Raw genomic sequence first — 24,127 nt, forward strand, 5'->3', positions numbered from 1 at the left:
CATCGGGAATCGAGATCCTCGGGACAAGCCCGAGGATGACGGGCTTGGTTGCTTAAGTCTCTGTTAAGATTTCGACGCTCGTGAGCGGGCTCTCGCCTCCGCTCTCCAACGGTAAGTGGCTGCATTTGCTCAGTGGCGCGAAAAACCTGCCTAATAAACGTGGTTAAGCGTTAAGGTTAAGCGCTCATTAAATAATCGCTGCGATTTTCGCTCCATCGAATGTATCGGGGCTGCCTGTGCCGCGCTCCGGAATGGAGAGGAACGAGACATGCGCAGCTTTGCGTTCCCGGCGCTTGCCGCCATGGCCACGCTCGCCGTCGCCGGCCAAGCTCACGCGGCCGATATGCCGGAAGCCCCGATCTACAAGGCGCCCGAAGTCGAAGTGGTGGCCTCCGGCTGGTACCTGCGCGGCGACATCGGTTTCACCAACCAGCAGGTCGATAGCCTCGGCGCTATCGAGTATGACGAGAATCCCAGCTTCGAGGTGCACCAGAAGAGCTTCGACGCTTCCCCGCTCTTCGCCCTCGGCGTCGGCTACCAGTTCAATGACTGGTTCCGCATGGACGTCACCGGCGAATATCGCTCCAAGGCGAGCTTCCGCGGTTTCGACACCTATGATGAAGGCCAGAATTTCTATGAGGCCGACAAGTCGGAATGGACGTTCCTGGTGAACGCCTATGTCGATCTCGGCACCTGGTACGGCATCACGCCCTTCGTCGGCGCCGGTATCGGCACCTCGCGCAACACCATCTCCGATTTCACCGACATCGACCCGTACAATGAGGGCGCCATCGGCATTGCCGGCTCCCATTCGCAATGGGAGTTCGCCTGGGCGCTCTATGCCGGTCTTGCCTATCGGGTGACGCCGGACTTCACCATCGAGTTCGCCTATCGCTACATGAATCTCGGCGACGCGGCGTCGGGCGATCCGACGCTGCCCGACGGCAGCAACCCGGTCCCCAACAATCCGCTCTATTTCAACGACCTGACCTCGCACGACCTCAAGGTCGGCTTCCGCTGGGCGCTCGGTGGCGGGACCGTGGTGTCGAAATACTGAGCAGTGCTTGACCGTCTGAAAAAGACTACGGGCGTCGCCAGTGCGGCGCCCGTTTTGTCTTCGGAAGATCTCGCAACCACGCCGTGTTTATCAAAATATTTACCATAAACGGCGAGCATGTAGCTCGAGGTTTCGTTCTGCCGCCCGCGGCGCAAAGAGTTGAGGTGCAGCCATGTCCGATCTTCGCCTGTGCCTGGCGCTGGCCGCTCTGCTGTTCCCGGGTGCCGCGCTCGCCGCCGACATGCCCGATATCGGCTTCGCGCCGCCGCCGGAGGTGCAGGAATTCGGCTCCAACTGGTACCTGCGCGGCGACGTCGGCTATGTCTGGCATGACAATCCGAGCCTCGCGGTGGGGGGTGTCACCGAGCAGGACATCGCCTGGGGGCCGTACAAGCTCGGCGGCGTCTCGTTCGACGACAGCTGGAGCGCGGGCTTCGGCTTCGGCGTGAAGGCGACGGACTGGCTGCGCTTCGACGTGACGGCGGACTATCGCAGCAAATCCGATTTTTCGGGAAATACTCTCGGGACGACGTTCAGCGGCAGCGCCGACAGCTGGATTCTGCTTGCCAATGCCTATCTTGATCTGGGCACCTGGAGCGGTATCACGCCCTATGTCGGCGCCGGCATCGGCGCGGCGGGCGTGACCCCGAGCGGGGTCAATGACGGTATCGTCACCGCCGATTTCGACAGCCAATGGGCCTTTGCCTGGGGGCTGATGGCCGGCGCCAGCATCGCGCTCTCGCCGAACTGGGCGATCGACGTCGGCTATCGCTATGTCGCCATCGACGACATGGATTTCCGCGACGCTGCCGACAACCAGCTCCAGGTCCGCGACCAGAGCAGCCAGGAAGTGCGCATCGGTGCCCGCTACCTGATCGATTGAAAGCCCACTTGACGCCGGGCCTTGCTCCGGCGTATCGCTCTCGACGGGCCACCCCTTCCCACCGAGGGGCGTCCATCTGAGAGGATGGCTATCATGACGATTACTGCGCAACCGGCGCTCAAGCCGGCGAATCCCCGTTTTTCTTCTGGTCCCTGCACCAAGCGTCCCGGCTGGACGCTCGATGGCCTGCGCGACGCGCCGCTCGGCATCTCGCACCGCGCCAAGGCCGGCAAGGCCAAGCTGAAGCGGGCCATCGACCTTACCCGTGAAATCCTTGAAGTCCCGGCCGACTACCGCATCGCGGTGGTGCCGGCGTCCGACACCGGCGCCGTCGAGATGGCGCTGTGGTCGCTGCTCGGCCAGCGTCCGGTCGATGTGCTCGCCTGGGAAAGCTTCTCGGAAGGCTGGGTCACCGATGTGGTGAAGCAGCTGAAGCTCAAGGACACCCGCGTCCTCAAGGCCGGCTATGGCGACCTGCCGGACCTCGCGCAGGTGAATCCTGACCACGACGTGGTCTTCACCTGGAACGGCACCACCTCCGGCGTGCGGGTGCCGAACGGCGACTGGATCGCCGCCGACCGCACTGGCCTGACCATCTGCGACGCCACTTCGGCCGCCTTCGCGCAGGACCTGCCGTTCGACAAGCTCGATGTCACCACCTTCTCCTGGCAGAAGGTGCTGGGCGGCGAGGCGGCGCACGGCATGCTCATCCTCTCGCCGCGTGCGGTGGAGCGGCTCGAGACCTATGTCCCGGCGTGGCCGCTGCCGAAGATCTTCCGCATGGTGAGCGGCGGCAAGCTGATCGCCGGCCTGTTCGAGGGCGAGACCATCAACACCCCGTCCATGCTGTGCGTCGAAGACTATCTCGATGCGCTCGGCTGGGCGAAGTCGATCGGCGGGCTGCAGGGCCTGCGGGCCCGTGCCGACGCCAACACCAAGGTGCTGGCCGACTGGGTGGCGAAGACCGACTGGGTCGATTTCCTCGCCAAGGTGCCGGAAACCCGCTCCAACACCAGCGTCTGCCTCGTGGTCGCCGACGCCGAAGTGACCGCGCTCCCCGCCGACCAGCAGGCGAACTTCGCCAAGGCGATCGCCGCCTCGCTGGAGAAGGCCGGGGTTGCACTCGATGTCGGCTCGTATCGCGATGCTCCGGCCGGCCTGCGCATCTGGGCCGGCTCGACGGTGGAGGCTTCCGACGTTGAGGCCCTGCTGCCCTGGCTCGACTGGGCCTATGGCGACGCCAAGGCGACGCTGAAGAAGGCCGCCTGACCCTTTACGCTCGTTCCCGCCGCTGACGCGAGGGGACGGCGAAGGGGCCGGCATTCCGGCTTTTGATCGCGGAGAATGGCTTCTCCTCCCAGCCGCGTATCTCCGCTTAAAAGCTGCCCGTCCCACGAACGCTTCGCCGTCCCTTCCCGCCAGCGGCGGGAGACCGCAACCATTACGGACCGATTGCCATGGCACCCCGCGTTCTGATTTCCGACGCTCTTTCCCCCGCCGCCGTGCAGATCTTCAGGGATCGCGGCGTCGAGGTGGATTTCCAGCCGAATCTCGGCAAGGACAAGGACAAGCTCGCCGAGATCATCGGCGACTATGATGGGCTCGCCATCCGCTCCGCCACCAAGGTCTCGCCGAAGATCCTGGAGCAGGCGACGCGCCTGAAGGTGATCGGCCGCGCCGGCATCGGGGTCGACAATGTCGACATCCCCGCCGCGACCGCCAAGGGCGTGATCGTGATGAACACGCCGTTCGGCAATTCCATCACCACCGCCGAGCACGCCATTGCAATGATGTTCGCGCTGGCCCGCGAGATACCGGCGGCGGATGCTTCGACCCAGGCCGGCAAGTGGGAGAAGAACCGCTTCATGGGCGTCGAGCTCACCGCCAAGACGCTCGGCATCATCGGCTGCGGCAATATCGGCTCGATCGTAGCCGATCGCGCCTTGGGCCTGAAGATGAAGGTGGTCGCCTATGATCCCTTCCTCTCCCCGGAGCGCGCGCTCGACCTCGGCGTCGAGAAGGTCGAACTCGACGACCTGCTCGCCCGCGCCGACATCATTACGCTGCACACGCCGCTGACCGAGAAGACCAAGAACGTCCTCTCCGCCGAGGCGCTGGCCAAGGCCAAGGCCGGTGTGCGCATCATCAATTGCGCGCGCGGCGGCCTGGTGGACGAGGCGGCGCTGCGTGCCGCGCTCGACAGCGGCCATGTCGCGGGCGCGGCGTTCGACGTGTTCGTCACCGAGCCGGCGACCGACAACCCGCTGTTCGGCCATCCCAACGTGATCTGCACGCCGCATCTCGGCGCCTCCACCTCGGAGGCGCAGGAGAATGTCGCGCTGCAGGTCGCCGAGCAGATGAGCGACTATCTGCTGCGCGGCGCCATTTCCAATGCGGTGAACTTCCCCTCGATCACCGCGGAAGAGGCGCCGAAGCTGAAGCCCTTCATCGAGCTGGCCGAGAAGCTCGGCTCGTTTGCCGGCCAGCTCACCGAGACCGACATCAAGACCGTGCGCATCACCTATGAGGGCGCGGTGGCGGAGCTGAAGGTGAAGGCGCTGACCTCGGCGGCGGTGGCTGGACTGCTGCGTCCGGCGCTGGCCGATATCAATGTCGTCTCGGCGCCCTCGATCGCCAAGGAGCGCGGCATCGTCGTCGAGGAGATGACGCGCGACGTGACCGGCGATTTCGAGAGCCTGGTCACGCTCACCGTCGTCACCGACAAGATGGAACGCTCGGTCGCCGGCACGGTGTTCGCCGATGGGCGCCCGCGCATTGTCGAGATCAAGGGCATCAAGGTCGATGCCGAGTTCGGCCCGTCGATGATCTATGTGACCAATGAGGACAAGCCGGGCTTCATCGGCCGCTTCGCCAGCCTGCTGGGCGACGCAGGCGTGAACATCGCCACCTTCGCGCTCGGCCGCGACCGCCAGGGCGGCGACGCCATCGCGCTGGTCGAGGTCGACGGCGCGGTGCCGGCCGAGATCATCGCCAAGGTGCAGGCGCTGCCGGCAGTGAAGCAGGCCAGGCCGCTGGTTTTCTGAGGGCGGCTCGACGTCCTGTCCGAATATGTCGTCATGGCCGGCCTTGTGCCGGCCATTTCGATTTCTGGGGCGGACGGCTCGGCTTCAGCATCCTTCGAGGCTCGCTTTGCTCGCACCTCAGGATGACGTGGTTCTTATCGGGACGGAAAAATCCACGTCATGCTGAGGTGCCCGGCATCGCCGGGCCTCGAAGCACGCAGGCGCTCTACGCCGGAAACGCCGCGCGCGGCAGTTTCGACGCCGCCTTGGCCAGCGCCGTCACCTTGGCGAAATCGCCGACCGAGATGGCATCGTTGGGTGCCACCCAGGAGCCGCCGACCGCGACGATGTTCGGCAGAGCCAGGTAAGTCCCGACATTGTCCGGCCCGATGCCGCCGGTCGGACAGAAGCGCAGGTCCGGCAGCGGTCCGGCGAGCGATTTCAGCAGCGCCACGCCGCCGACCGCTTCCGCCGGGAACAGCTTCAGCACCGGAAAGCCCATGGCGGCGAGCGCCATCGCCTCGGTCGCGGTGGCGCAGCCGGGCATCACCGGCACCGGCGCTTCGGCGAGCGCCTCCATCAGGCCGGGCGGGCAGCCGGGGCTGACCAGGAAGCGCGAGCCGGCATCGATCGATTTCTGGATCAGGTCCGGGCGCGTCACCGTGCCGGCGCCGACAATGGCGTCCGGCACTTCCTGCGCGATGGCGGCGATGGCTTCCAGTGCGACCGGCGTGCGCAACGTCACCTCGATCAGCGGCAGGCCGCCGTCCACCAGTGCACGGGCGAGCTTCACCGCGGCGGCAACGCTCGGCACGGTGACGACAGGCACCACCGGCGCGCGAGCGAGCAGGAAACTGGGATCGGGAAGCGACATTCTGGACCACCGGACGATTGTGTTGCCTGCCATTCGAAACGCTGGCCGGCCGCTTGTCGAGGGGCAGGGTGGCGTTTTTTACCGCAGTTGCGAGATAAAGTTCCGCATGGAGGCAGAACCGTCAGAACCCTATCCGCCCAGAGGGATTCATCGTGGCGGATAGGGCCCTGACTTCAATGAGCTGGAGCATGTCCCGGTCGCAAAAGTCTTCCAACTTTTGCGGGACATGCTCTAGCCTTCATCGACCACGCCGCTTCGAGTGACCCGATGTTCAAGATCGACTCGCCCTATCCCCGCGACCTCATCGGCTATGGCCGCAACCCGCCGGACCCGAAATGGCCGGGCGGGGCCCGCATCGCGGTGCAGTTCGTCATCAATTACGAGGAGGGCGGGGAGAATTCGATCCTGCATGGCGACGCCGCCTCGGAGGCGTTCCTCTCCGAGATCGTCGGCGCCCAAGCCTGGCCCGGCCAGCGGCACATGAACATGGAATCGATCTACGAGTACGGCTCGCGTGCCGGCTTCTGGCGGCTATGGCGGCTGTTCACGTCGCGCAAGCTGCCGGTCACGGTCTATGGCGTCGCCACCGCGCTCGCCCGCAACCCCGATGCCGTCGCCGCGATGAAGGAAGCGGATTGGGAAATCGCCAGCCATGGGCTGAAATGGATCGACTATCGCGACCATTCCTATGACGACGAGCGCGAGGACTTTCTCGCGGCGCTGCGGCTGCATGAGGAGGTGACCGGCGCGCGTCCCCTCGGCTGGTATCTCGGCCGCACCTCGGCCCATTCGAAGCGCATTGTCATGGAGGAGGGCGGTTTCCTCTATGATTCCGATTCCTATGCCGACGACCTGCCTTATTGGGTGGAGGGGCCGCGCGGGCCGCATCTCACCATCCCCTACACGCTCGACACCAACGACATGCGGTTCGCGGTGGCGCAGGGCTTCAATTCCGGCGAGCAGTTCTTCGCCTATCTGCGCGACGCCTTCGATGCGCTTTATGCCGAGGGCGAGAGCGCGCCGAAGATGCTCTCCATCGGCCTGCATTGCCGGCTTGTCGGCCGGCCGGGACGTATTGTCGGGCTGCAGCGTTTCCTCGACCATATCGCCGCGCATGATCGCGTCTGGGTGCCGCGGCGCATCGACATCGCGCGGCACTGGCACCAGCATCACAAGCCGGCATGATCCGGCGATACCGGGAGGAAGGCATGCGGCTGATCGGAACTGCACTTGTCGCGACCCTGCTGGCGGCGCAAATCGCCATCGGACCTGCAGCGGGACAGAATTCGACCATCGCCATTCCGCTGCCGGGCGGGCAGAAGGTCGAGCGGATGAAGGTCGCCTATAGCTGCAATGGCGGGCTGAAGGTGCAGGCGGAATATTTCAACGCCCAGCCGATCGCGCTGGCGACCATTGCCTTCAAGAAGGACTTCGTGGTGCTCGCCAATGTGATGGCCGGTTCCGGCGCGCGATATGCCGGCGGTCAGTACATCTGGTGGACCAAGGGCGACAATGCCGATCTCTATGATGTGACCAAGGGCGAGAATGCGCCGCCGATAGCCTCCTGCAAGTCCACGCCGTAGGCGCCGGCCGGTCAGGCTTGCGGCGTCTTGTGCTGCCTGATGTGCGGGAGGTGGCGCTGCAGCACCTGGAACATCAGGGCCGTCGACCAGCCGAACATCAACACGCCGCTGGCCGCTGCCATCGGCCCGAGCAGGCGGGTGGTGGTGCCCTGAAGCGAGTCGCCATAGCCGAGCGCGGTGAAGTTCACGAAGGCGGAGTAATAGGCATCTCCTCGGTGTTGAACGAGGCCGTTCCAGTCATAGACGATCGCCCATACGCCGACTTCCAGCAGATGGGCGGCGAGCAGCACGATGCTGGCGACGCTGAGCGCGATCATCAGCCGGGCGCGCGGATAGCTGGTGAGCCTGTTCTCGTAAGGGTCGACGAAATCGACCAGGATGAGGGTAGCGATGAGATGAACCAGCGTCACGACGAGACACACCGCGATGCCGAGTGCGAGTTCATCAATCATCATGGGCTTCTCCGATTTCCGATGCGGGGTGTCATCGAATGACCGAGCTTCCACAGATTCGCGTCCTGCAACAGGGGGAAATCCGGCTTGCGGCGGAGTGGGCGGCAAAGGAGGGCTGGAATCCCGGCCTGCGCGACGAAGCCTGCTTCGGCACGGTAGATGCGCAGGGCTTTCTCGTCGCGGAACTGGACGGGGCGCCGGCGGCGGTGATCTCGGTGGTCAATTATGACGAGCGCTTCGCCTTCCTCGGCTTCTACATCGTGCGCGAGGACCTGCGCGGGCGGGGCATAGGCTGGCGGCTCTGGCAGGCCGGGCGTGCCCATGCCGGTGTCCGCACGGTCGGGCTTGACGGCGTCGTGGCGCAGCAGGCGAACTACGCGAAGGAGGGCTTTACGCTTTCCCATCGCAATATCCGGCACAGTGGGCCGGCGCCGGCGGGCGACGTCGGACGCAGCGTGCCGCTCGCCGAGGTGCCGTTTGCGCTGATCGAGGCGAGCGACGCGCTGGTATTCCCCGCCGCGCGCACCGCCTTCCTGCAAGCGTGGCTGGCGACGCCGGGCCACCAGGGCCGCGCGCTCATGCGCAACGGGCGGCTGGCGGCATGGGGCGTCATCCGTCCGGCGCGCACCGGCTTCAGGATCGGTCCGCTGGTCGCCGAGGACGAGCCGGCCGCGGAGGAGATGTTCGTCGCGCTGGCGGCGGTTGCGGCCGGCGCCGAGCTGTTCCTCGATGTACCCGAGCCGAACCGCGCGGCGCTGCGGCTCGCCGAGCGGCACGGGCTTACCCCGGTGTTCGAAACCGCGCGCATGTATACCGGACCGATCCGTCCGGTGGCGTTGGATCGGCTTTACGGCGTCACGAGCTACGAACTGGGCTGATGGCACTTCGCCGTCCGGCGAAGGTGGCGACGGCGACGCCGGTCAGCACCAGCGCGTAGCCGGCGGCGTGATAGAGGTGAGGCGTCTCGCCGAGCAGCAGGATGGCGAGCGCCGAGCCGAACACCGGCATCAGGTGAAAGAACGGCGCCGCGCGATTAGGCCCCACCAGCTCGATGCCGCGATTGAAGAACAGATAGGCCAGCACCGAGGCGAAGATCGAGACATAGGCGAAGGACGCCACGGTGAGCAGATCGAAATGCAGCGGGGGGCCGACCATGCGCTCCCAGATGAAGGCCGGGGTCAGCATCGCCGCGCCCCAGCCGATGGAGAAGGCGAGGAAGCCGAGCCGGCTCATCTTCGGTCGCTTGGCCAGCAGCGCGGAGTAGAAGGCGTAGAGGATCATGGCGGCGATGAGCCAGAGGTCGCCTTTCTCGAAGCGGATGTGCATCAGCACATTGAGATCGCCGCGCGAGATGATCACGAGCACTCCGCAGAGCGAGATGGCGATGCCGAGGGCCTGACCCGTCCGCAGCTTCTCTCCGGAAATCACGAACGCCCACAGCGCGATCAGCAGCGGCGCGGTCGACTGCATCAAGAGACCGTTCAGCGCCGGGGTGAATTGCAGGCCCCAATAGAACAGCGTGTTGTAGAGGGTGATGCCGGACAGCGAGAGCAGCGTCAGCACGCCCATATGGCGGCGGATCACCGGCCAATCCTGGCGCAGCGCGCGCCAGGCGATCGGCAGCAGGATGAGGAAGGCCAGCGTCCAGCGGAACCAGGCGATGGCAACCGGCGGCACTGCGCCGACCACATAGCGCCCGAGCACGATGTTGCCGGCCCACAGCAGCGGCACCAGCGTCAGCAGCACATAGGGCGCATCGAGGAGGCGGCGGAACATAAGACGACCGGAAGGCACCATTGGCGGGCGAACGGTCTAGGCGCGGGGGTAGGGGGCGTCAATGGGGAGGGCAGGCCGCAGCCCCGTGCCGTCATCAAGTCAGTTTGGCTGAGGGATTTGAGCGTCTCGCAGGGTAGCGTTGGCGATGACGACGAGCTTTCGCGCGACAGCGGCGATGGCGAGGCGCTTTGGTTTTCCAGCGGCGGTGAGGCGCTGGTAGACGGCGCTCAAGGCTGGGTGGGCGCGTGCAGCGGAGAGCGCCGCCATGAAGAGCACGGGGCGCAGGGCTGCGCGGCCGCCGGTCATTCTTCGGTATTTTCGGGCGGATCCGGAATCTCTGGGATGGGGAGCGAGGCCGGCGAGGCTGGCGGCCTGTTTGGGGCCGAGCCGGCCGAGTTCGGGCAGCAGGGCGATGAGGGTGCGGGCGGCGACCGGGCCGATGCCCGGGATGGCGCGCAGGATCTGCTCGTGGCGCGCCAGGTCGGGGTCGGCGTCGAGTTGCTCGGCCATGAGGCGGTCGATCTCGGCGATCTGGCTGGTGAGGAAGTGGATCTGCCGATCCAGCAATTGATGGAGCGGTTCGGCGCCTGGAGCGCCGCGCCGGTTCTTGGCCTGGGTGCGCTGGGCCAGCAGATCCTGACGATGGCGCAGCCGTGCGGCGAAGGCTTCGCGTTCGCGGCTGGGCACTTGCCAGGGCGTCAGGGTGGCGGCGCGTTCGCGGCCGTACCGGCTCAACCAGGCGGCGTCGATCCGGTCGGTCTTGGCGCGTCCGCCATGGGAGGCGATGAAGGCCTTCGCCTGGGCGGCGTCCACGCGGGCGGCCGGCAAGCCCACCGCGGCCGCCGTCTCGAGCAGCGCGCGCTCGTAGCCGCCAGTGGTCTCGCAAATCAGCCAGTCATAGCCGGCGTAGGGCGCCAGCGCCGCGCCCAGGCTCTCGGGGGTGTTGGCCGCGCTCCAGCTGCGGCCGGTTTGGTCGTCATGGAAGACGATGCTGCCCTTGGCGACATCGGCGCCCAGGATGCGCAGGCCGGCATTGGCCGGCGGGATGGGTTGAGGCATGATCTCGCTCGGCTTCGGATTGTCTGCGGGCGCGCTCGCGCGGCCCAGTCAAGTCAACAAGCACACGAAGCCGGCCCGCCGCCGGACCTTGATGACGACGGGCGTATCGCCCGATCCCAGAACGGCCGCAGCGGCGGGCGCAGATCCGGGGCTGGCCGGCCCCGGATCTGCTTCCGGCCAACACCACAATGCATCATCTCCAACAGACAATCCCGGACGGCCGCAGGCCGATCCGGGATCGCAAGAAGGTGTTGTGCGGGACTTCGCGCGATCCCGGCTCTTCGGCTGCGCCTCCGGCCGGGATGACGCCCGGGATAATCAGGCAGACGCCACTACGCGCGCCTCGATCCCCCAGGGATCGGCGGCCGTGAAGCCGCCCTCGATCCCGCGCACCGTCTCGCCCGCACCTTCAAGCTTTGCCCGCACCGCCCCGACCGCAGCGGCATCCGGCAGCACCACGGTGTAGTGCGCCAGCCCGAGCGCGCCTTCCGGTGCGGGACCGCGGCCGCGGCTTTCCCAGATATTCAGGCCGAGATGGTGGTGATAGCCGCCGGCCGAGACGAACAACGCGCCGGGATAGCGGTCGGTCGTCACCGCGAAGCCGAGCCGCTCGACATAGAATCGCCGCGCCGCGGCGAGGTCGCCGACCTTCAGATGGACATGGCCCATCACCGTGGCCGCCGGCATTGGATCCTCGAGGCCAGCGCCTTCCGGCAGGTCGGCCAGCACCGAGCGCAGGTCGAGTTGCGCGGTCGCCATCTCCACGGTGCCGCCCTGCCAGCGCCATTCGGCGCGGGGCCGGTCGCGATAGATCTCGATGCCGTTGCCCTCCGGATCATCGATATAGAGCGCCTCGCTGACGATATGGTCGGAGGCGCCGAGCCGGACGCCGCGCGCCACCAGGCGGCGCAGCACCACCGCCAGCGCCGGGCGGTCCGGCACCAATATGGCAAGATGGAACAGGCCGGTACTGCCGCGCGGACGCTCCGGCGCGTTCGGCGACTCGACCAGTTCGACAAGAACGCGGTCGCCGACGCCGAGGCGCACGACGCCGCCTTCCTCACCGAGAGCACTAAGCCCGACCACATCGCGATAGAACGACGCGGTGCGGGCGGCATCACGCACCCGCAAACGTACCGCGCCGAGCGCGAGAGCCGCGGGAAGGGTGGCGGAGGCAGATGTGGCGAGCGTGTCCATGAAAAATGTCCATCAGGGTTCCGGCCATCCATTTCCGGCCCGGCACATCAAGATGTCGTGCAACGCCGCCTATCTGGCAAGGCAACTCTGCTTGCGCCGACGCAATACAGTGTATTCGCCGGCGCGCCCGCCAGGGCGCCGCGACCTACCTTGGTACAGTGCAAAACAGCAGACGTATCGATTGCACCCGGAGCGATTTCCTTGCCTCGCCGATATGCATCGCTTAAGAGGGGTCCGGCTCCGGCCCGCTTGCTTCGCCGGGAGCTGTTCCTATCCCCGGCACGACGCAAATGCCGGGCCGCACACGGATATCAGGAGCGTTGCGCGTGGCGAACGTGGTCGTCGTCGGCTCCCAGTGGGGCGACGAGGGGAAGGGCAAGATCGTCGACTGGCTCAGCGAGCAGGCTGACGTCGTCGTTCGATTCCAGGGTGGACACAATGCCGGCCATACTCTGGTGGTCGGCAACAACACCTATAAGCTGTCACTGCTGCCGTCCGGGCTGGTGCGCGGCGCCAAGCTGTCGGTGATCGGCAATGGCGTGGTGCTCGACCCGCAGGCGCTGATCGACGAGATCGCCCGCATCTCCGCCCAAGGCGTCGAGGTGAATCCGGAGCGCCTGCGCGTCGCCGAGAATGTCGCGCTGATCCTGCCGCTGCACCGCGAACTCGACGCCATACGCGAGAACGCCACCGCCGGCACGCGAATCGGCACCACCAAGCGCGGCATCGGCCCGGCCTATGAGGACAAGGTCGGCCGGCGTGCCATCCGCCTGATGGACCTCGCTTACCCGGCAACGCTCGACGACAAGATCGAGCGGCTATTGGCACATCACAATGCGCTGCGCCGCGGGCTTTCGCTCGACGAGATCGACGGCGCCGCGCTGCGCGACGAGTTGCTGGCGCTGGCGCCGCAGGTGCTGCCCTATATGGACCGCGTCTGGTCGCTGCTCGACGATGAGCGCCGTCGCGGCGCCAAGATTCTGTTCGAGGGTGCCCAGGGTGCGCTGCTCGATGTCGATCACGGTACCTACCCCTTCGTCACCTCGTCCAACACGGTGGCGGCGCAGGCGGCGACCGGCTCCGGCCTCGGCCCGGGTGCGATCGACTATGTGCTCGGCATCACCAAGGCCTACACCACCCGGGTCGGCGAGGGGCCGTTCCCGACCGAACTGTTCGACGATACCGGCCGCAAGCTCGGCGAGCGCGGCCACGAGTTCGGCACCGTGACCGGTCGCGCCCGCCGCTGCGGCTGGTTCGACGCCGTGCTGGTGCGCCAGACGGTGCGCACCTCCGGTATCAACGGTATCGCGCTTACCAAGCTTGACGTGCTGGATGGCTTCGACACCATCAAGGTGTGCACCCGCTACCGGCTCGACGGGCAGGAGATCGACTACCTGCCGGCTGGGCAGGATGCGCAGGCGCGCGTCGAACCCGTGTACGAAACGTTGAAAGGCTGGTCGGAATCGAGCGCGGGTGCGCGTTCGTGGGTCGACTTGCCGGGCGAGGCAGTGAAATATGTGCGTCGCATCGAGGAACTGATCGGCTGTCCGGTCGCTCTCCTCTCCACCAGCCCCGAGCGCGAGGACACCATCCTCGTGCAGAACCCATTCGAACCTTGAACGGCGCTGTAGCGCCGATCTGGTGTGACACCGAAGCGTAATGGCCGACTATTACCCGCTGCTGGCGCGCGCGATCTCCGGGCTCCCCGAGAATACCGGGGAGGCGCGTCGCACCGTCTATGAGCGGGCCCGCTCGGCCCTGCTCGCCCAGCTGCGCGGCGCCGATCCGCCGCTGCCGGACGAAGAGGTGACCCGCGAGCGCCTGGCGCTCGAGGAAGCGGTGCGTCGTATCGAGTCCGAATATTCCGCGATGGCGGCGGCTGCCGCCGGCGGGACTCGGGTGGGCGCCGTGGCACAGCCGGAGCGGTTGCCGCCTGAAAGATCGCCACCTGAAAGATTGCCACCCGAGCGTCCGACGGTGGAGCGGCCGGAGCCGCCCCACGGCGCGGCGCGTCCCGGCCCGTCTGCGCCGCCGGACACCGAATCATCTCACGGCGCGCCTGCCGAGCCGGTGCCAGGCATGATCCGTTCCGGGCTGGCGCCGCGCGGCGAAGGCCGAGGGCGCCCGAGCGAGGCGCCGGCCGCGCCGCCGCGCGGCGAAGAGATGCGGGCGGAGCAACGTCCCGCCACGCGCGAGAGCGCCCGTCCCAGACCGCCGGTACGTCACGTCGCGGATGACGAACCCGTCTCCGGCGGCGGCGGCCGCTGGGGCCGGCTGGTGCTGCTGCTCGTCATATTGGCGGTGGTCGCAGGCGCTGGCGCGCTTGGCTATACGCAGCGCGAGCACATCATCGCCTTGATCCGCGACATGCGGGCCGGCACATCCGCGGCCCCGCAGCAGGAAGCGGCGAAGCCGGCGACCCCGGAAGTGCCGAAATCCACCGACCGCATCAATCAGGCGGCGGACACGGCGCGCCGCACCACGCCGCAGGCGACGATATCGGGCGGCCCGCAAGCCATGGTGGCGCAGCGCGCGGTGCTGTTCGAGGAGAATCCCGGCGGCGGGCAGCAGAGCTTGCAGCAGTTCGTCGGCAATGTGGTGTGGAAGACCGAAACCTATAGTCCGGGCAACGGCTTGCCGCCGGATCTCGGCATTCACGCCACGGTGGAGATCCCGGATCGCCAGTTCAAGGTCGATTTCACCATACGCCGCAACCAGGACGCGAGCCTGCCCGCCTCGCACATCATCGAGATCACATTCGACCTGCCGCCGAACTTCGATCTCGGCAATGTCGCCAATGTCCCCGGCATGCGCGCCAAGGCATCGGAATCGGCACAGGGCCTGCCGCTCATCGGTCTCGCCGTCCGCGTGACGCCGGGCTTCTTCCTGGTGGGCCTCTCCGCGCAGGAGGCGGATCGCCAACGCAATCTCGGCCTGCTCATCACCCGCAACTGGCTCGACCTGCCGATGGTGTTCAGCAATGGACGCCGGGGCATTTTGGCGCTGGAAAAGGGCGTGCCGGGCGACCAGGTGTTCCGCCAGGCCTACACCGCCTGGGGCCTGCCGGTGCCGCAAGACCAGCCGGCGCAGCAGTAGTCGCAGCACCCGCGTAGCGCTGCTTGAGCGGCGCTCTGGTTTTGCTTGAGCATTGCCGTAGTTCGGTTTGAGCATCCTTCGAGTTCCGGCTTTGCCGGGCACCTCGGGATGACGTTCATCCATAAGCACCACGTCATCCTGAGGTGCGAGCGTAGCGAGCCTCGAAGGATACTGAAACCGAGCGTCCCTCTGTTCGCTGGCAGGGACATGCGCCCTGCGCACGTCTGGTATAACGTATCTGGTATACCACGAACCGATCGACCCTTCTATGTTGCAGCGCAATAGAAGCCAATCGATTGGAGCCCACGCATGTTACAGACGGTTTTTCCCGTTCTGCCGGCGCTCGTCGTTGCCCATGCGTGGATGACGATGATCCTTGTTCACACCCTGAGCGATGAATCGATCGTCTCGCTGCCGTCGGAAGCCTTCCCGGTTTGAGATACCTCGCTCGTCATCCCGGAATGGCTGCCAGGCCGTATCCGGGATCGTGAGAACGTTCTTCACCTTCTTACGACCCCGGCTCTGCGCTTCGCTACGGCCGGGATGACGCTCGAGTGGACCCGCAAAAGACAAAACGCCCCGCGCTGCGAAGCGCGGGGCGTTTTTATTGGTCGTGCCGGAAGCTCAGGCCGCGGCGCGCTTGTTCAGCACTTCGACCAGGGTCTTGCCGAGGCGGGCCGGGGAGGGGGAGACGGTGATGCCCGCCGCTTCCATCGCCGCGATCTTGTCCTCGGCGCCGCCCTTGCCACCGGAGATGATGGCGCCGGCATGGCCCATGCGGCGGCCGGGAGGAGCGGTGCGGCCGGCGATGAAGCCGACCATCGGCTTCTTGCGGCCGCGCTTGGCCTCGTCGCGCAGGAACTGCGCGGCGTCTTCCTCGGCGGAGCCGCCGATCTCGCCGATCATGACGATCGAGTGGGTCTCGTCATCGGCAAGAAACAGCTCAAGCACGTCGATGAACTCGGTGCCCTTCACCGGGTCGCCGCCGATGCCGACCGCGGTGGTCTGGCCGAGGCCTTCCTGCGAGGTCTGGAACACCGCCTCATAGGTCAGCGTGCCGGAGCGCGAGACGATGCCCACCGAGCCGCGCTTGAAGATGTTGGCCGGCATGATGCCGATCTTGGATTCGCCCGCGGTGACGATGCCGGGGCAGTTCGGCCCGATCAGGCGGGACTTGGAACCGTCCAGCGCGCGGCGCACCTTCACCATGTCGAGCACCGGAATGCCCTCGGTGATGCAGACGATCAGCGGGATCTCCGCGGCGATCGCCTCGCAGATGGCGTCGGCTGCGCCCGGCGGCGGCACATAGACCACCGAGGCATCGGCGCCGGTCTTGTCGCGCGCCTCGGCGACGGTGTCGAACACCGGCAGGCCGAGATGGGTGCTGCCACCCTTGCCCGGCGAAGTGCCGCCGACCACCTTCGAGCCATAGGCCAGGGCCTGCTCGGAGTGGAAGGTGCCATTCTTGCCGGTGAAGCCCTGGGTGATGATCTTGGTGTCTTTATTGATGAGGATGGACATCACGCGGCCTCCTTCACGGACTTGACGATCTTCTGGGCGGCGTCGTCGAGATCGTCCGCCGGAATGACGTTCAGCCCGCTCTCGCGGATGATCGTCTTGCCTTCCTCGACATTGGTGCCTTCGAGGCGCACCACCAGCGGGACCTGCAGGCCGACCGCCTTCACCGCGGCAAGCACGCCGCGGGCGATGACGTCGCACTTCATGATGCCGCCGAAGATGTTGACGAGGATGCCCTTCACCTGCGGGTCGGCGGTGATGATCTTGAAGGCCGCGGTGACCTTCTCCTCGGTGGCGCCGCCGCCGACGTCCAGGAAGTTCGCCGGGGACTCGCCATAGAGCTTGATGATGTCCAGCGTCGCCATGGCGAGGCCGGCGCCGTTGACCATGCAGCCGATGGTGCCGTCGAGCGCGATATAAGCGAGGTCGTACTTGGAGGCCTCGATTTCCTTGGCGTCCTCTTCGGTCTCGTCGCGCAGCGCCAGAACGTCCGGGTGGCGGTAGAGCGAGTTGGAATCGAAGGAGATCTTGGCGTCGAGGCATATCAGCTCGCCGCCCTTGGTGACGACGAGGGGATTGATCTCGAGCATCGCCATGTCCTTGCCGACGAAGGCGGCAAAGAGCTTCTCGACCAGCGAGCCGGCCTGCTTGGCGAGGTCGCCGGTGAGGCCGAGTGCCTGCGCGACGGTGCGGCCATGGTGCGGCATGACGCCGGTGGCGGGATCGACGGAGAAGGTATGGATCTTTTCAGGCGCCGAATGCGCGACTTCCTCGATGTCCATGCCGCCTTCGGTGGAAACCACGAAGGAGACGCGCGAGGTGGCGCGATCGACGAGAGCGGAGAGGTAGAACTCCTTGTCGATGTCGGAGCCTTCCTCGATATAGACGCGGTTGACCTGCTTGCCGGCCGGGCCGGTCTGGATCGTCACCAGCGTCTTGCCGAGGATCTGCCTGGCGTTGGCGGCGGCTTCCGCGGCGGACTTGACGACGCGCACGCCGCCCTTCTCGCCGGCATCAGCTTCCTTGAACTTGCCCTTGCCGCGGCCGCCGGCGTGGATCTGGCTCTTCACCACCCACACCGGACCGGCGATCTTCGCCGCTGCTGCATCCGCTTCGGACGCGTCGGTAATGGCGACGCCGCCCGGCACCGGTACTCCGAACTCGCGGAGCACCCCCTTGGCCTGATATTCGTGGATATTCATTAAACCCGCTCCTCCGAAACGCCTGGGCGGCATGGGCGAGCTTGAGCATGTCCTGCAAAAGCTTTGAGACTTTTGCGAACAGAACGTGCTCAAGCTTATCGAATCCAGAGCAAAGCTCCGGACCGCCCGCTGCCGGGATACGGCGCGTTCTTCCCTATAGCGCGCTGCAGTGCGACTGCGCTACTCGCTACTGCACAAAAGTATTGCTGAGGGTGCCGATGCCCTCGATGATTATGTCGACCGTATTTGAAGGCTCTTTCATCGAGCCGACACCGATCGACGTGCCGCAGCAAATGACGTCGCCGGGCAGCAGCGTCATGTCGTGCGAGATGCGGCTGACCAGCTGGCGCGCCGAGAACACCATGTCGCTGATCGGGTAGCGCTGGCGCTCTTCGCCATTGAGCACGGTGCGCACCAACAGCGCCGACGGATCGATATCGGTGGCGATCACCGGGCCGAAGGGTCCGAAGCCGTCGAAGCTCTTCGCCCGCACCCATTGGGCGAAGGTCGGATCCTTGTTGATGATGTCGGCGGCGGTGATGTCGTTCACGCAGGTGTAGCCGAAAATGCAGCCTTCGGCCTCTTCCTCGGAGACATTGGTCGCCGCCTTGCCGATGACGATGCCGAGCTCGCCCTCATAGACCACCTTGCCGCCATAGGAAGCCGGCCGGTGCACGGTGGCGCCAGGGGTGGTGAGGCAGGAGCCGGCCTTCAGCAGATAGAGCGGATCGGCTGGCACCGGCGAGTTCAGCTTGGCGGCGAGCGCGTGGAAGTTGTTCCACAGCGCGATGATCTTGCTCGGCTGGGCCGGCGCCAGCAGCTCGACCTCGGCGAGGGCAACCTGCTCGCCGGTCGGCTGCGAGCCGTCGAACATGTCGCCGGCGTGGATGGAAATGTTGTCGCCGTCGAGCGTGCCGAAACCGGCCGCGCCCGTGCGGGTGAAGCGAACCCAATGCGCCATCTGTGCGTCCCGCCGAATGTCAGTTGTAGCAGCCGGCGATCTGCGCGCGCTGACGCACGAGAGCGAGCACGGTGTCGATGGTCGGGGTCGGGATGCCGGCAAGGCGCCCCATCTCCTGCACCACGGTGACGAGCGGGTCGATCTCCATGGCGCGCGAGCGCTCGAGATCCTGCAGCATCGAGGTCTTGTGCGCCCCGACCGCGCCGGCACCGTCGATGCGGCGCTCCACGCTGACGCGGAAATTGACGCCGGACTGTATGGCGATCTCCTGCGCTTCCAGCATCATCGCCTTGGCGATGGCGCGGGTGCCGGGATCGGAGGCGATGGTATCGAGCGTCGCATGGGTCAGCGCGCTGATCGGGTTGAAGCAGAGATTGCCCCACAGCTTCAGCCACAGCTCGTCGCGGATGTTCGGCAGCACCGGGGCGCGCAGGCCGCCGGCAGCGAACGCCTCGGACAGCTTGGTGACGCGATCGGTGACCTCGCCGGACGGCTCGCCGAGCGGGAACTTGTCGCCATAGACGTGCTTGATGACGCCCGGCGCGACCACTTCGGTCGCCGGATAGACGATGCAGCCGATGGCGCGCTCGGGGCGCAGGCCGTTCCACTGCTTGGCGCCGGGATCGATGCTCTCCAGCGTGCGGTTCTCGAGTTGGTCGCCGTGCTTGTAATAGTACCAGTACGGAACGCCGTTCACCGCAGTGACGATGGCGGTGTCATTGCCGAGCAGCGGCTGCATGGCGTCGACCACGCCCGGCACCGAGTGCGCCTTGAGCGCGACGATGACGTAATCCTGCGGGCCGAGATCGGCCGGGTTGTCGGAGCAGGGAATATGCTCGACGCGCTCCTCGTCCTCGATCAGCAGCTTGAGGCCATTGGCCTTCATGGCTTCGAGATGGGCGCCGCGCGCCACCAGGCTGACGTCCACGCCAGCCCGCTTGAGCTGAACCCCGACATAGCCGCCGATCGCGCCGGCACCGTAGATGCAAACCTTCATGGTGCTCCCTCCTGCGTGTCCGTCACCGGCCCCTTGGCGACAGATCACCCTTAGTTTGGTATTTTGTATGCCATGATTGGGCAGAATTCGGCATGTGTCAAGCGAGATGACGCTGCCGTGATAATACGTCGCGGCTCGATTGCTTGCCCTGTCAACGATGAAACGTGCAGTCGGCACCGCGTGGTCAAGTTAAGTCTGTAAAGGCCGGCGTGTCCACGGTGTAAAGGCCAGAACAATTGTTCGCCGCCACCATCAAATGACTACCCCGGCAGTGGGGCTCCACTGCCGGGGCGGGTCGTCTTATTGCTGCACCGCACTGGTCCTCGCCGCGAAGGCGGGAGAAACGGTGCGGGAATCTGAATTCATTATCACGCGTCTGGCGCCACGGTGTGGTTGGCGAGCAGCTCGAGCGCCTTGACCAGCGCGGAGTGGTCGAGCGCAGCGCCGCCATGGGCTGCGACCGAGGAGAACAGCTGCTGGGCGACCGCGGTGGCGGGCAGCGAAAGCTGCAGCTGGCGCGCGCCGGACAAAGCGAGGTTCAGGTCCTTCTGGTGCAGCTCGATGCGGAAGCCGGGCGCGAAGGTGCGCTTCACGATGCGTTCGCCATGCACTTCGAGGATGCGCGAATTGGCGAAGCCGCCCATCAGCGCCTGACGCACCTTGGCCGGATCGGCGCCCGCCTTGGAGGCGAACAGCAGCGCTTCGCTGACCGCGAGGATGTTCAGCGCGACGATGATCTGGTTCGCCACCTTGGTGGTCTGGCCATCGCCATTGCCGCCGACCAGGGTGATGTTCTTGCCCATCTTCTCGAACAGCGGCTTCACCGTCTCGAAGGCGCCTTCCGGGCCGCCGACCATGATGGTGAGCGAAGCGGCCTTGGCGCCGACCTCGCCGCCGGAGACCGGGGCGTCGAGATAGTCGCAGCCGAGCTCGTTGATCTTTTTCGCGAACTCCTTGGTCTCGACCGGGGCGATCGAGCTCATGTCGACGACGATCTTGCCTGCGGTAAGGCCGGCGGCGACGCCGCCCTCACCGAACAGCGCGGCCGCGACATGGGGGGTGTCCGGCACCATGGTGATGATGATGTCGGCGTTCTTCGCCACTTCCGTGCCGCTGGCGCAGGCGACGCCGCCCTTGCCGGTCAGCTCGGCCGGGACCGGGCGGATGTCATAGAGATAGAGCTCGTGGCCCGCGTCGATGAGGTGACCGGCCATGGGGTTGCCCATGATGCCGAGACCGACGAATCCGACCTTTGCCATCGTTGTTCCTCGTTTTCCTAGATCACGATGGATTTGGATCGGCTCGATCCAAATCCATGAACGTGATTGATTTTATAAAGCGTGAGCATGATGTCGCCCGAAAACCGCTTCGCACTTTTCGGCATCATGCTCGCGACAGGTTTTTTTATCCGGCGCAGCGGTTCAGGCTGCGGCGCCGAGCGTCTTCAGCCAGCCGAGGCCGGCCGTGGTTTCGCCCTTGGGCTTGTATTCGCAGCCGACCCACCCGGCATAGCCGATGGCGTCGAGATGGCGGAACAGGAATTCGTAATTGATCTCGCCGGTGCCCGGCTCGTTGCGGCCCGGATTATCGGCGAGCTGGATATGCGCGATCTGGGCGAGGTTGGCCTCGATGGTGCGGGCGAGATCGCCCTCCATGATCTGCATGTGGTAGATGTCGTACTGGATGAAGAGGTTGTCGGAGCCGACCTCGGCGATGATGTCCTTGGCCTGCTTCGTGTAGTTCAGGAAGAAGCCGGGAATGTCGCGGACATTGATCGGCTCGATCAGCAGCTTCAGGCCGGCATCCTTGATGCGGGGCGCGGCGTACTTCAGGTTCTCGACGAAGGTCTTGTGCAGTTCGGCCTTGTCGGCGCCGGCGGGAACGACGCCGGCGAGGATGTTCACCTGCGGGCAGCCGAGCGCGGTCGCGTAGGTGATCGCCTTGTCGACGCCGGCGCGGAATTCCTCGACGCGGTCCGGGAAGATCGCGATGCCGCGCTCGCCGGCGCCCCAATTGCCGGCCGGCAGATTGTGCAGCACCTGCTTCAGGCCATTGGCCTTCAGCTTGGCGACGAGATCCTCGACGGCGAAATCATAGGGGAAGAGATACTCGACGCCGGCAAAACCGGCAGCGGCGGCCTTCTCGAAACGATCGAGGAAGGGCACCTCGTTGAACAGCATGGTGAGATTGGCGGCGAAACTTGGCATGAACCGCTCCTGAAAGGAACCCGGGAAAAGCTGGTGCTAGCGGGGCGTGTCCCGTGGAACACGCCCCGGACTTGAAGGCTGGAGCACGTATCCGTCGTACGCATGACGTCACGCGACGGAAAAGCGCCCCTTATGCCTCACGCCGTTTCCTTGACGCTTTCCAGCGGAATGTCGAGCACTTCCTCGAACTCGTTGACGGCGTCGATCTCGGCGCCCATCGCGATATTGGTGACGCGTTCCAGGATGAACTCCATCACCACCGGCACCTGGTGCTCTTCCATCAGCGCCTTGGCGCGGACGAAGGCGTCCTTGAACTCGTTCGGCGAGGAGACCCGCACCGCCTTGCAGCCGAGGCCCTCGGCGACCGCGACATGGTCGACACCATAGCCGGCATTCTCTTCGGCATTGATGTTGTCGAAGGCGAGCGAGACTTCGAAGTCCATGTTGAAGCCGCGCTGCGCCTGACGGATCAGGCCGAGATAGGAGTTGTTCACGACGACATGGAGGTAGGGCAGCTTGTGCTGCGCGCCGACCGCGAGCTCCTCGATGAGGAACTGGAAGTCATAGTCGCCGGAGAGCGCGACGATCTCGGCATCGGGATCGGCGGCGCGCACGCCGAGCGCGGCCGGCAGCGTCCAGCCGAGCGGGCCGGCCTGGCCGCAATTGATCCAGTTGCGCGGCTCATAGACCTTGAGGAACTGCGCACCGGCGATCTGCGACAGGCCGATGGTGGAGACGTAGCGGGTGTTGCGCCCGAACGCCTCGTTCATCTCTTCATAGACGCGCTGCGGCTTCAGCGGGACGTTGTCGAAGTGGCTCTTGCGCAGCATGGTCTTCTTGCGGTCGAGGCACTCGCCGGCCCAGGCACTGCGGTTCTGCAGCTTGCCGGCGGCCTTGTATTCCTTCGCCACCTCGATGAAGAGGTCGAGCGCCGCGCCGGCATCGGAGACGATGCCGAGATCCGGCCCGAACACGCGGCCGATCTGGGTCGGTTCGATGTCGACATGGATGAACTTGCGGCCCTTGGTATAGACCTCGACCGAGCCGGTGTGGCGGTTGGCCCAGCGATTGCCGATGCCGAACACGAAGTCCGAGGCCAGCAGCGTCGCATTGCCATAGCGGTGCGAGGTCTGCAGGCCGCACATGCCGGCCATCAGGTCGTGGTCGTCGGCAATGGTGCCCCAGCCCATCAAGGTCGGGATGACCGGAACGCCGGTCAGCTCGGCGAACTCGACCAGCTTGTCGGAAGCATCCGCATTGATGACGCCGCCGCCGGAGACGATGAGCGGGCGCTCGGCCGCGTTCAGCATGGCGATCGCCTTCTCGGCCTGCTTGCGCGTGGCCTTCGGCTTGTAGACGGCGAGCGGCTCGTAGGTGTCCTCGTCGAACTCGATCTCGGCGAGCTGGACGTCGATCGGCAGGTCGATCAGCACCGGGCCCGGACGGCCGGAGCGCATGACGTGGAACGCCTGCTGGAACACCATCGGCACCAGCGCCGGCTCGCGCACCATCACCGCCCACTTGGCGACCGGCTTGGCGATCGATTCGATGTCGATGGCCTGGAAGTCTTCCTTATAGAGTCGCGCGCGCGGAGCCTGGCCGGTGATGCACAGGATCGGGATCGAATCCGCGGCGGCCGAATAGAGGCCGGTGATCATGTCGGTGCCGGCCGGGCCGGAGGTACCGATGCACACGCCGATATTGCCCGCCTTGGCGCGGGTGTAGCCCTCGGCCATGTGCGAGGCGGCCTCGACGTGGCGGGCGAGGATATGGCGCGTCTTGCCGTGGGCGCGCATGGCGGAATAGAGCGGATTGATCGCGGCGCCGGGCACGCCGAAGGCAGTGGTGACGCCTTCCTTTTCCAGAACCCTTATCGCAGCATCGACGGCACGCATCTTGGCCATGGCCAGTCCTCCTCGTCGCCTTGTCGTGTGGTTCCCCGCGGCTTCCGGCCGTCGGCGGGTGCGGACGGCGCTTGCGAAGGAGAAGTGCGGGTTACCCAAGCCTGGCGCGTTAGCAATCATCGCGGCTTCGGTGCGGCCGGGCGCTACAGGGACGCTGCCGGGGCCGGCGCCGGGCGGGATCGCCGACGTTTTCCGAAACCGGCGGGACCATCGCATGCCGGTCCTATTTCCGCAATACGGGATTGATTTCTAATTTGCAGAAAAAAGACGGATGCGGCTTTATGCTGCAAAGCCTATAAGACGGTGCCGGCACGGGCTGTGCGCGCCGGGAAGCTTTG

Annotated in this window: 22 protein-coding genes; 10 read left to right on the top strand and 12 right to left on the bottom strand. The window is 65.9% G+C overall.

Annotated features, from left to right (window positions below; translation table 11 throughout):
• Window positions 1-268 precede the first annotated feature (268 nt).
• The 4 genes from G3545_RS24580 (at window position 269) to serA (ending at window position 4,984) form a co-directional block, all read left to right on the top strand.
• Window positions 269-1,057 (top strand): outer membrane beta-barrel protein, encoded by a 789-nt coding sequence (locus tag G3545_RS24580; protein ID WP_170016599.1) that lies wholly within the window; start codon window positions 269-271, stop codon window positions 1,055-1,057.
• A gap of 172 nt (window positions 1,058-1,229) precedes the next feature.
• Window positions 1,230-1,940 (top strand): outer membrane protein, encoded by a 711-nt coding sequence (locus tag G3545_RS24585; RefSeq protein WP_170016601.1) that lies wholly within the window; start codon window positions 1,230-1,232, stop codon window positions 1,938-1,940.
• A 93-nt stretch (window positions 1,941-2,033) separates the two neighbouring features.
• On the top strand, window positions 2,034-3,209 hold the full coding sequence (locus tag G3545_RS24590; RefSeq protein ID WP_170016603.1) for a phosphoserine transaminase: 1,176 nt from the start codon (window positions 2,034-2,036) through the stop codon (window positions 3,207-3,209).
• A gap of 188 nt (window positions 3,210-3,397) precedes the next feature.
• On the top strand, window positions 3,398-4,984 hold the full coding sequence (serA, locus tag G3545_RS24595) for a phosphoglycerate dehydrogenase (protein ID WP_170016605.1): 1,587 nt from the start codon (window positions 3,398-3,400) through the stop codon (window positions 4,982-4,984).
• Between the two features lie 205 nt (window positions 4,985-5,189).
• On the opposite strand, the gene eda is transcribed toward serA, so the two are convergent.
• The gene (gene eda, locus G3545_RS24600; protein ID WP_170016607.1) at window positions 5,190-5,837 is read right to left on the bottom strand and encodes a bifunctional 4-hydroxy-2-oxoglutarate aldolase/2-dehydro-3-deoxy-phosphogluconate aldolase; all 648 of its coding nucleotides are present in this window, start codon (window positions 5,835-5,837) and stop codon (window positions 5,190-5,192) included.
• 267 nt (window positions 5,838-6,104) lie between these two features.
• Here eda and puuE point away from each other — a divergent pair, with 267 nt between their 5' ends.
• Both puuE and G3545_RS24610 read left to right on the top strand, forming a co-directional pair.
• On the top strand, window positions 6,105-7,022 hold the full coding sequence (gene puuE / locus G3545_RS24605; RefSeq protein WP_170016609.1) for an allantoinase PuuE: 918 nt from the start codon (window positions 6,105-6,107) through the stop codon (window positions 7,020-7,022).
• Window positions 7,023-7,045: 23 nt separating this feature from the next.
• Window positions 7,046-7,420, top strand: a complete 375-nt coding sequence (locus G3545_RS24610) for an MliC family protein (RefSeq protein WP_170016611.1) — start codon at window positions 7,046-7,048, stop codon at window positions 7,418-7,420.
• Window positions 7,421-7,431: 11 nt separating this feature from the next.
• Here G3545_RS24610 and G3545_RS24615 read toward each other — a convergent pair whose 3' ends face one another.
• Complete coding sequence (locus tag G3545_RS24615) at window positions 7,432-7,875, bottom strand: ion channel (RefSeq protein ID WP_246702559.1); 444 nt, start codon at window positions 7,873-7,875, stop codon at window positions 7,432-7,434.
• Between the two features lie 35 nt (window positions 7,876-7,910).
• Between G3545_RS24615 and G3545_RS24620 the strand changes: the two genes are divergently transcribed.
• Window positions 7,911-8,750, top strand: coding sequence for a GNAT family N-acetyltransferase (locus G3545_RS24620; RefSeq protein WP_170016614.1), 840 nt, complete (start codon window positions 7,911-7,913; stop codon window positions 8,748-8,750).
• On the opposite strand, the gene G3545_RS24625 is transcribed toward G3545_RS24620, so the two are convergent.
• The 3 genes from G3545_RS24625 to G3545_RS24635 all read right to left on the bottom strand — a co-directional run bounded on the left by G3545_RS24625 (window position 8,728) and on the right by G3545_RS24635 (window position 11,904).
• Window positions 8,728-9,648, bottom strand: coding sequence for a DMT family transporter (locus G3545_RS24625; protein WP_170016616.1), 921 nt, complete (start codon window positions 9,646-9,648; stop codon window positions 8,728-8,730). The genes G3545_RS24620 and G3545_RS24625 overlap by 23 nt on opposite strands.
• 99 nt (window positions 9,649-9,747) lie before the next feature.
• Entirely contained in the window at window positions 9,748-10,707 is a 960-nt protein-coding gene (locus tag G3545_RS24630; RefSeq protein ID WP_170010893.1) for a transposase, read from the bottom strand.
• 318 nt (window positions 10,708-11,025) lie between these two features.
• Entirely contained in the window at window positions 11,026-11,904 is an 879-nt protein-coding gene (locus G3545_RS24635; RefSeq protein ID WP_170016618.1) for a VOC family protein, read from the bottom strand.
• A 326-nt stretch (window positions 11,905-12,230) separates the two neighbouring features.
• Here G3545_RS24635 and G3545_RS24640 point away from each other — a divergent pair, with 326 nt between their 5' ends.
• The 3 genes from G3545_RS24640 (at window position 12,231) to G3545_RS29945 (ending at window position 15,438) form a co-directional block, all read left to right on the top strand.
• Window positions 12,231-13,523: an adenylosuccinate synthase gene (locus G3545_RS24640; protein WP_170016620.1), complete on the top strand. Its 1,293-nt coding sequence runs from the start codon at window positions 12,231-12,233 to the stop codon at window positions 13,521-13,523.
• 40 nt (window positions 13,524-13,563) lie between these two features.
• Window positions 13,564-15,000 (top strand): hypothetical protein, encoded by a 1,437-nt coding sequence (locus G3545_RS24645; protein WP_170016622.1) that lies wholly within the window; start codon window positions 13,564-13,566, stop codon window positions 14,998-15,000.
• Between the two features lie 309 nt (window positions 15,001-15,309).
• The gene (locus tag G3545_RS29945) at window positions 15,310-15,438 is read left to right on the top strand and encodes a hypothetical protein (RefSeq protein WP_281411688.1); all 129 of its coding nucleotides are present in this window, start codon (window positions 15,310-15,312) and stop codon (window positions 15,436-15,438) included.
• Window positions 15,439-15,624: 186 nt separating this feature from the next.
• Here the strand turns inward: G3545_RS29945 and sucD are convergent, their stop codons facing one another.
• The 7 genes from sucD to gcl form a co-directional block, all read right to left on the bottom strand.
• A complete protein-coding gene (sucD, locus tag G3545_RS24650; protein WP_170016624.1) occupies window positions 15,625-16,521 on the bottom strand; it encodes a succinate--CoA ligase subunit alpha in 897 nt (298 codons plus the stop codon).
• On the bottom strand, window positions 16,521-17,720 hold the full coding sequence (gene sucC, locus G3545_RS24655) for an ADP-forming succinate--CoA ligase subunit beta (protein WP_170016626.1): 1,200 nt from the start codon (window positions 17,718-17,720) through the stop codon (window positions 16,521-16,523). Before sucC ends, sucD begins: the two co-directional genes overlap by 1 nt.
• Window positions 17,721-17,907: 187 nt before the next feature.
• The gene (locus G3545_RS24660; RefSeq protein ID WP_170016628.1) at window positions 17,908-18,681 is read right to left on the bottom strand and encodes a fumarylacetoacetate hydrolase family protein; all 774 of its coding nucleotides are present in this window, start codon (window positions 18,679-18,681) and stop codon (window positions 17,908-17,910) included.
• 19 nt (window positions 18,682-18,700) lie between these two features.
• Window positions 18,701-19,678, bottom strand: coding sequence for a 2-dehydropantoate 2-reductase (locus G3545_RS24665; protein ID WP_170016630.1), 978 nt, complete (start codon window positions 19,676-19,678; stop codon window positions 18,701-18,703).
• Between the two features lie 368 nt (window positions 19,679-20,046).
• Complete coding sequence (locus G3545_RS24670) at window positions 20,047-20,937, bottom strand: 2-hydroxy-3-oxopropionate reductase (protein ID WP_170016632.1); 891 nt, start codon at window positions 20,935-20,937, stop codon at window positions 20,047-20,049.
• 162 nt (window positions 20,938-21,099) lie between these two features.
• The gene (gene hyi, locus G3545_RS24675; RefSeq protein WP_170016634.1) at window positions 21,100-21,885 is read right to left on the bottom strand and encodes a hydroxypyruvate isomerase; all 786 of its coding nucleotides are present in this window, start codon (window positions 21,883-21,885) and stop codon (window positions 21,100-21,102) included.
• A gap of 137 nt (window positions 21,886-22,022) precedes the next feature.
• Window positions 22,023-23,789: a glyoxylate carboligase gene (gene gcl, locus G3545_RS24680; protein WP_170016636.1), complete on the bottom strand. Its 1,767-nt coding sequence runs from the start codon at window positions 23,787-23,789 to the stop codon at window positions 22,023-22,025.
• Window positions 23,790-24,127: the final 338 nt, after the last annotated feature.

Source organism: Starkeya sp. ORNL1, assembly GCF_012971745.1.
Taxonomy (GTDB): domain Bacteria; phylum Pseudomonadota; class Alphaproteobacteria; order Rhizobiales; family Xanthobacteraceae; genus Ancylobacter.

Coding starts and splice junctions, on each gene's coding strand:
- G3545_RS24580 (WP_170016599.1), top strand. CDS start 269: ATGCGCAGCTTTGCGTTCCCGGCGCTTGCCGCCATGGCCACGCTCGCC.
- G3545_RS24585 (WP_170016601.1), top strand. CDS start 1,230: ATGTCCGATCTTCGCCTGTGCCTGGCGCTGGCCGCTCTGCTGTTCCCG.
- G3545_RS24590 (WP_170016603.1), top strand. CDS start 2,034: ATGACGATTACTGCGCAACCGGCGCTCAAGCCGGCGAATCCCCGTTTT.
- serA (WP_170016605.1), top strand. CDS start 3,398: ATGGCACCCCGCGTTCTGATTTCCGACGCTCTTTCCCCCGCCGCCGTG.
- eda (WP_170016607.1), bottom strand. CDS start 5,837: ATGTCGCTTCCCGATCCCAGTTTCCTGCTCGCTCGCGCGCCGGTGGTG.
- puuE (WP_170016609.1), top strand. CDS start 6,105: ATGTTCAAGATCGACTCGCCCTATCCCCGCGACCTCATCGGCTATGGC.
- G3545_RS24610 (WP_170016611.1), top strand. CDS start 7,046: ATGCGGCTGATCGGAACTGCACTTGTCGCGACCCTGCTGGCGGCGCAA.
- G3545_RS24615 (WP_246702559.1), bottom strand. CDS start 7,875: ATGATGATTGATGAACTCGCACTCGGCATCGCGGTGTGTCTCGTCGTG.
- G3545_RS24620 (WP_170016614.1), top strand. CDS start 7,911: ATGACCGAGCTTCCACAGATTCGCGTCCTGCAACAGGGGGAAATCCGG.
- G3545_RS24625 (WP_170016616.1), bottom strand. CDS start 9,648: ATGTTCCGCCGCCTCCTCGATGCGCCCTATGTGCTGCTGACGCTGGTG.
- G3545_RS24630 (WP_170010893.1), bottom strand. CDS start 10,707: ATGCCTCAACCCATCCCGCCGGCCAATGCCGGCCTGCGCATCCTGGGC.
- G3545_RS24635 (WP_170016618.1), bottom strand. CDS start 11,904: ATGGACACGCTCGCCACATCTGCCTCCGCCACCCTTCCCGCGGCTCTC.
- G3545_RS24645 (WP_170016622.1), top strand. CDS start 13,564: ATGGCCGACTATTACCCGCTGCTGGCGCGCGCGATCTCCGGGCTCCCC.
- G3545_RS29945 (WP_281411688.1), top strand. CDS start 15,310: ATGTTACAGACGGTTTTTCCCGTTCTGCCGGCGCTCGTCGTTGCCCAT.
- sucD (WP_170016624.1), bottom strand. CDS start 16,521: ATGTCCATCCTCATCAATAAAGACACCAAGATCATCACCCAGGGCTTC.
- sucC (WP_170016626.1), bottom strand. CDS start 17,720: ATGAATATCCACGAATATCAGGCCAAGGGGGTGCTCCGCGAGTTCGGA.
- G3545_RS24660 (WP_170016628.1), bottom strand. CDS start 18,681: ATGGCGCATTGGGTTCGCTTCACCCGCACGGGCGCGGCCGGTTTCGGC.
- G3545_RS24665 (WP_170016630.1), bottom strand. CDS start 19,678: ATGAAGGTTTGCATCTACGGTGCCGGCGCGATCGGCGGCTATGTCGGG.
- G3545_RS24670 (WP_170016632.1), bottom strand. CDS start 20,937: ATGGCAAAGGTCGGATTCGTCGGTCTCGGCATCATGGGCAACCCCATG.
- hyi (WP_170016634.1), bottom strand. CDS start 21,885: ATGCCAAGTTTCGCCGCCAATCTCACCATGCTGTTCAACGAGGTGCCC.
- gcl (WP_170016636.1), bottom strand. CDS start 23,789: ATGGCCAAGATGCGTGCCGTCGATGCTGCGATAAGGGTTCTGGAAAAG.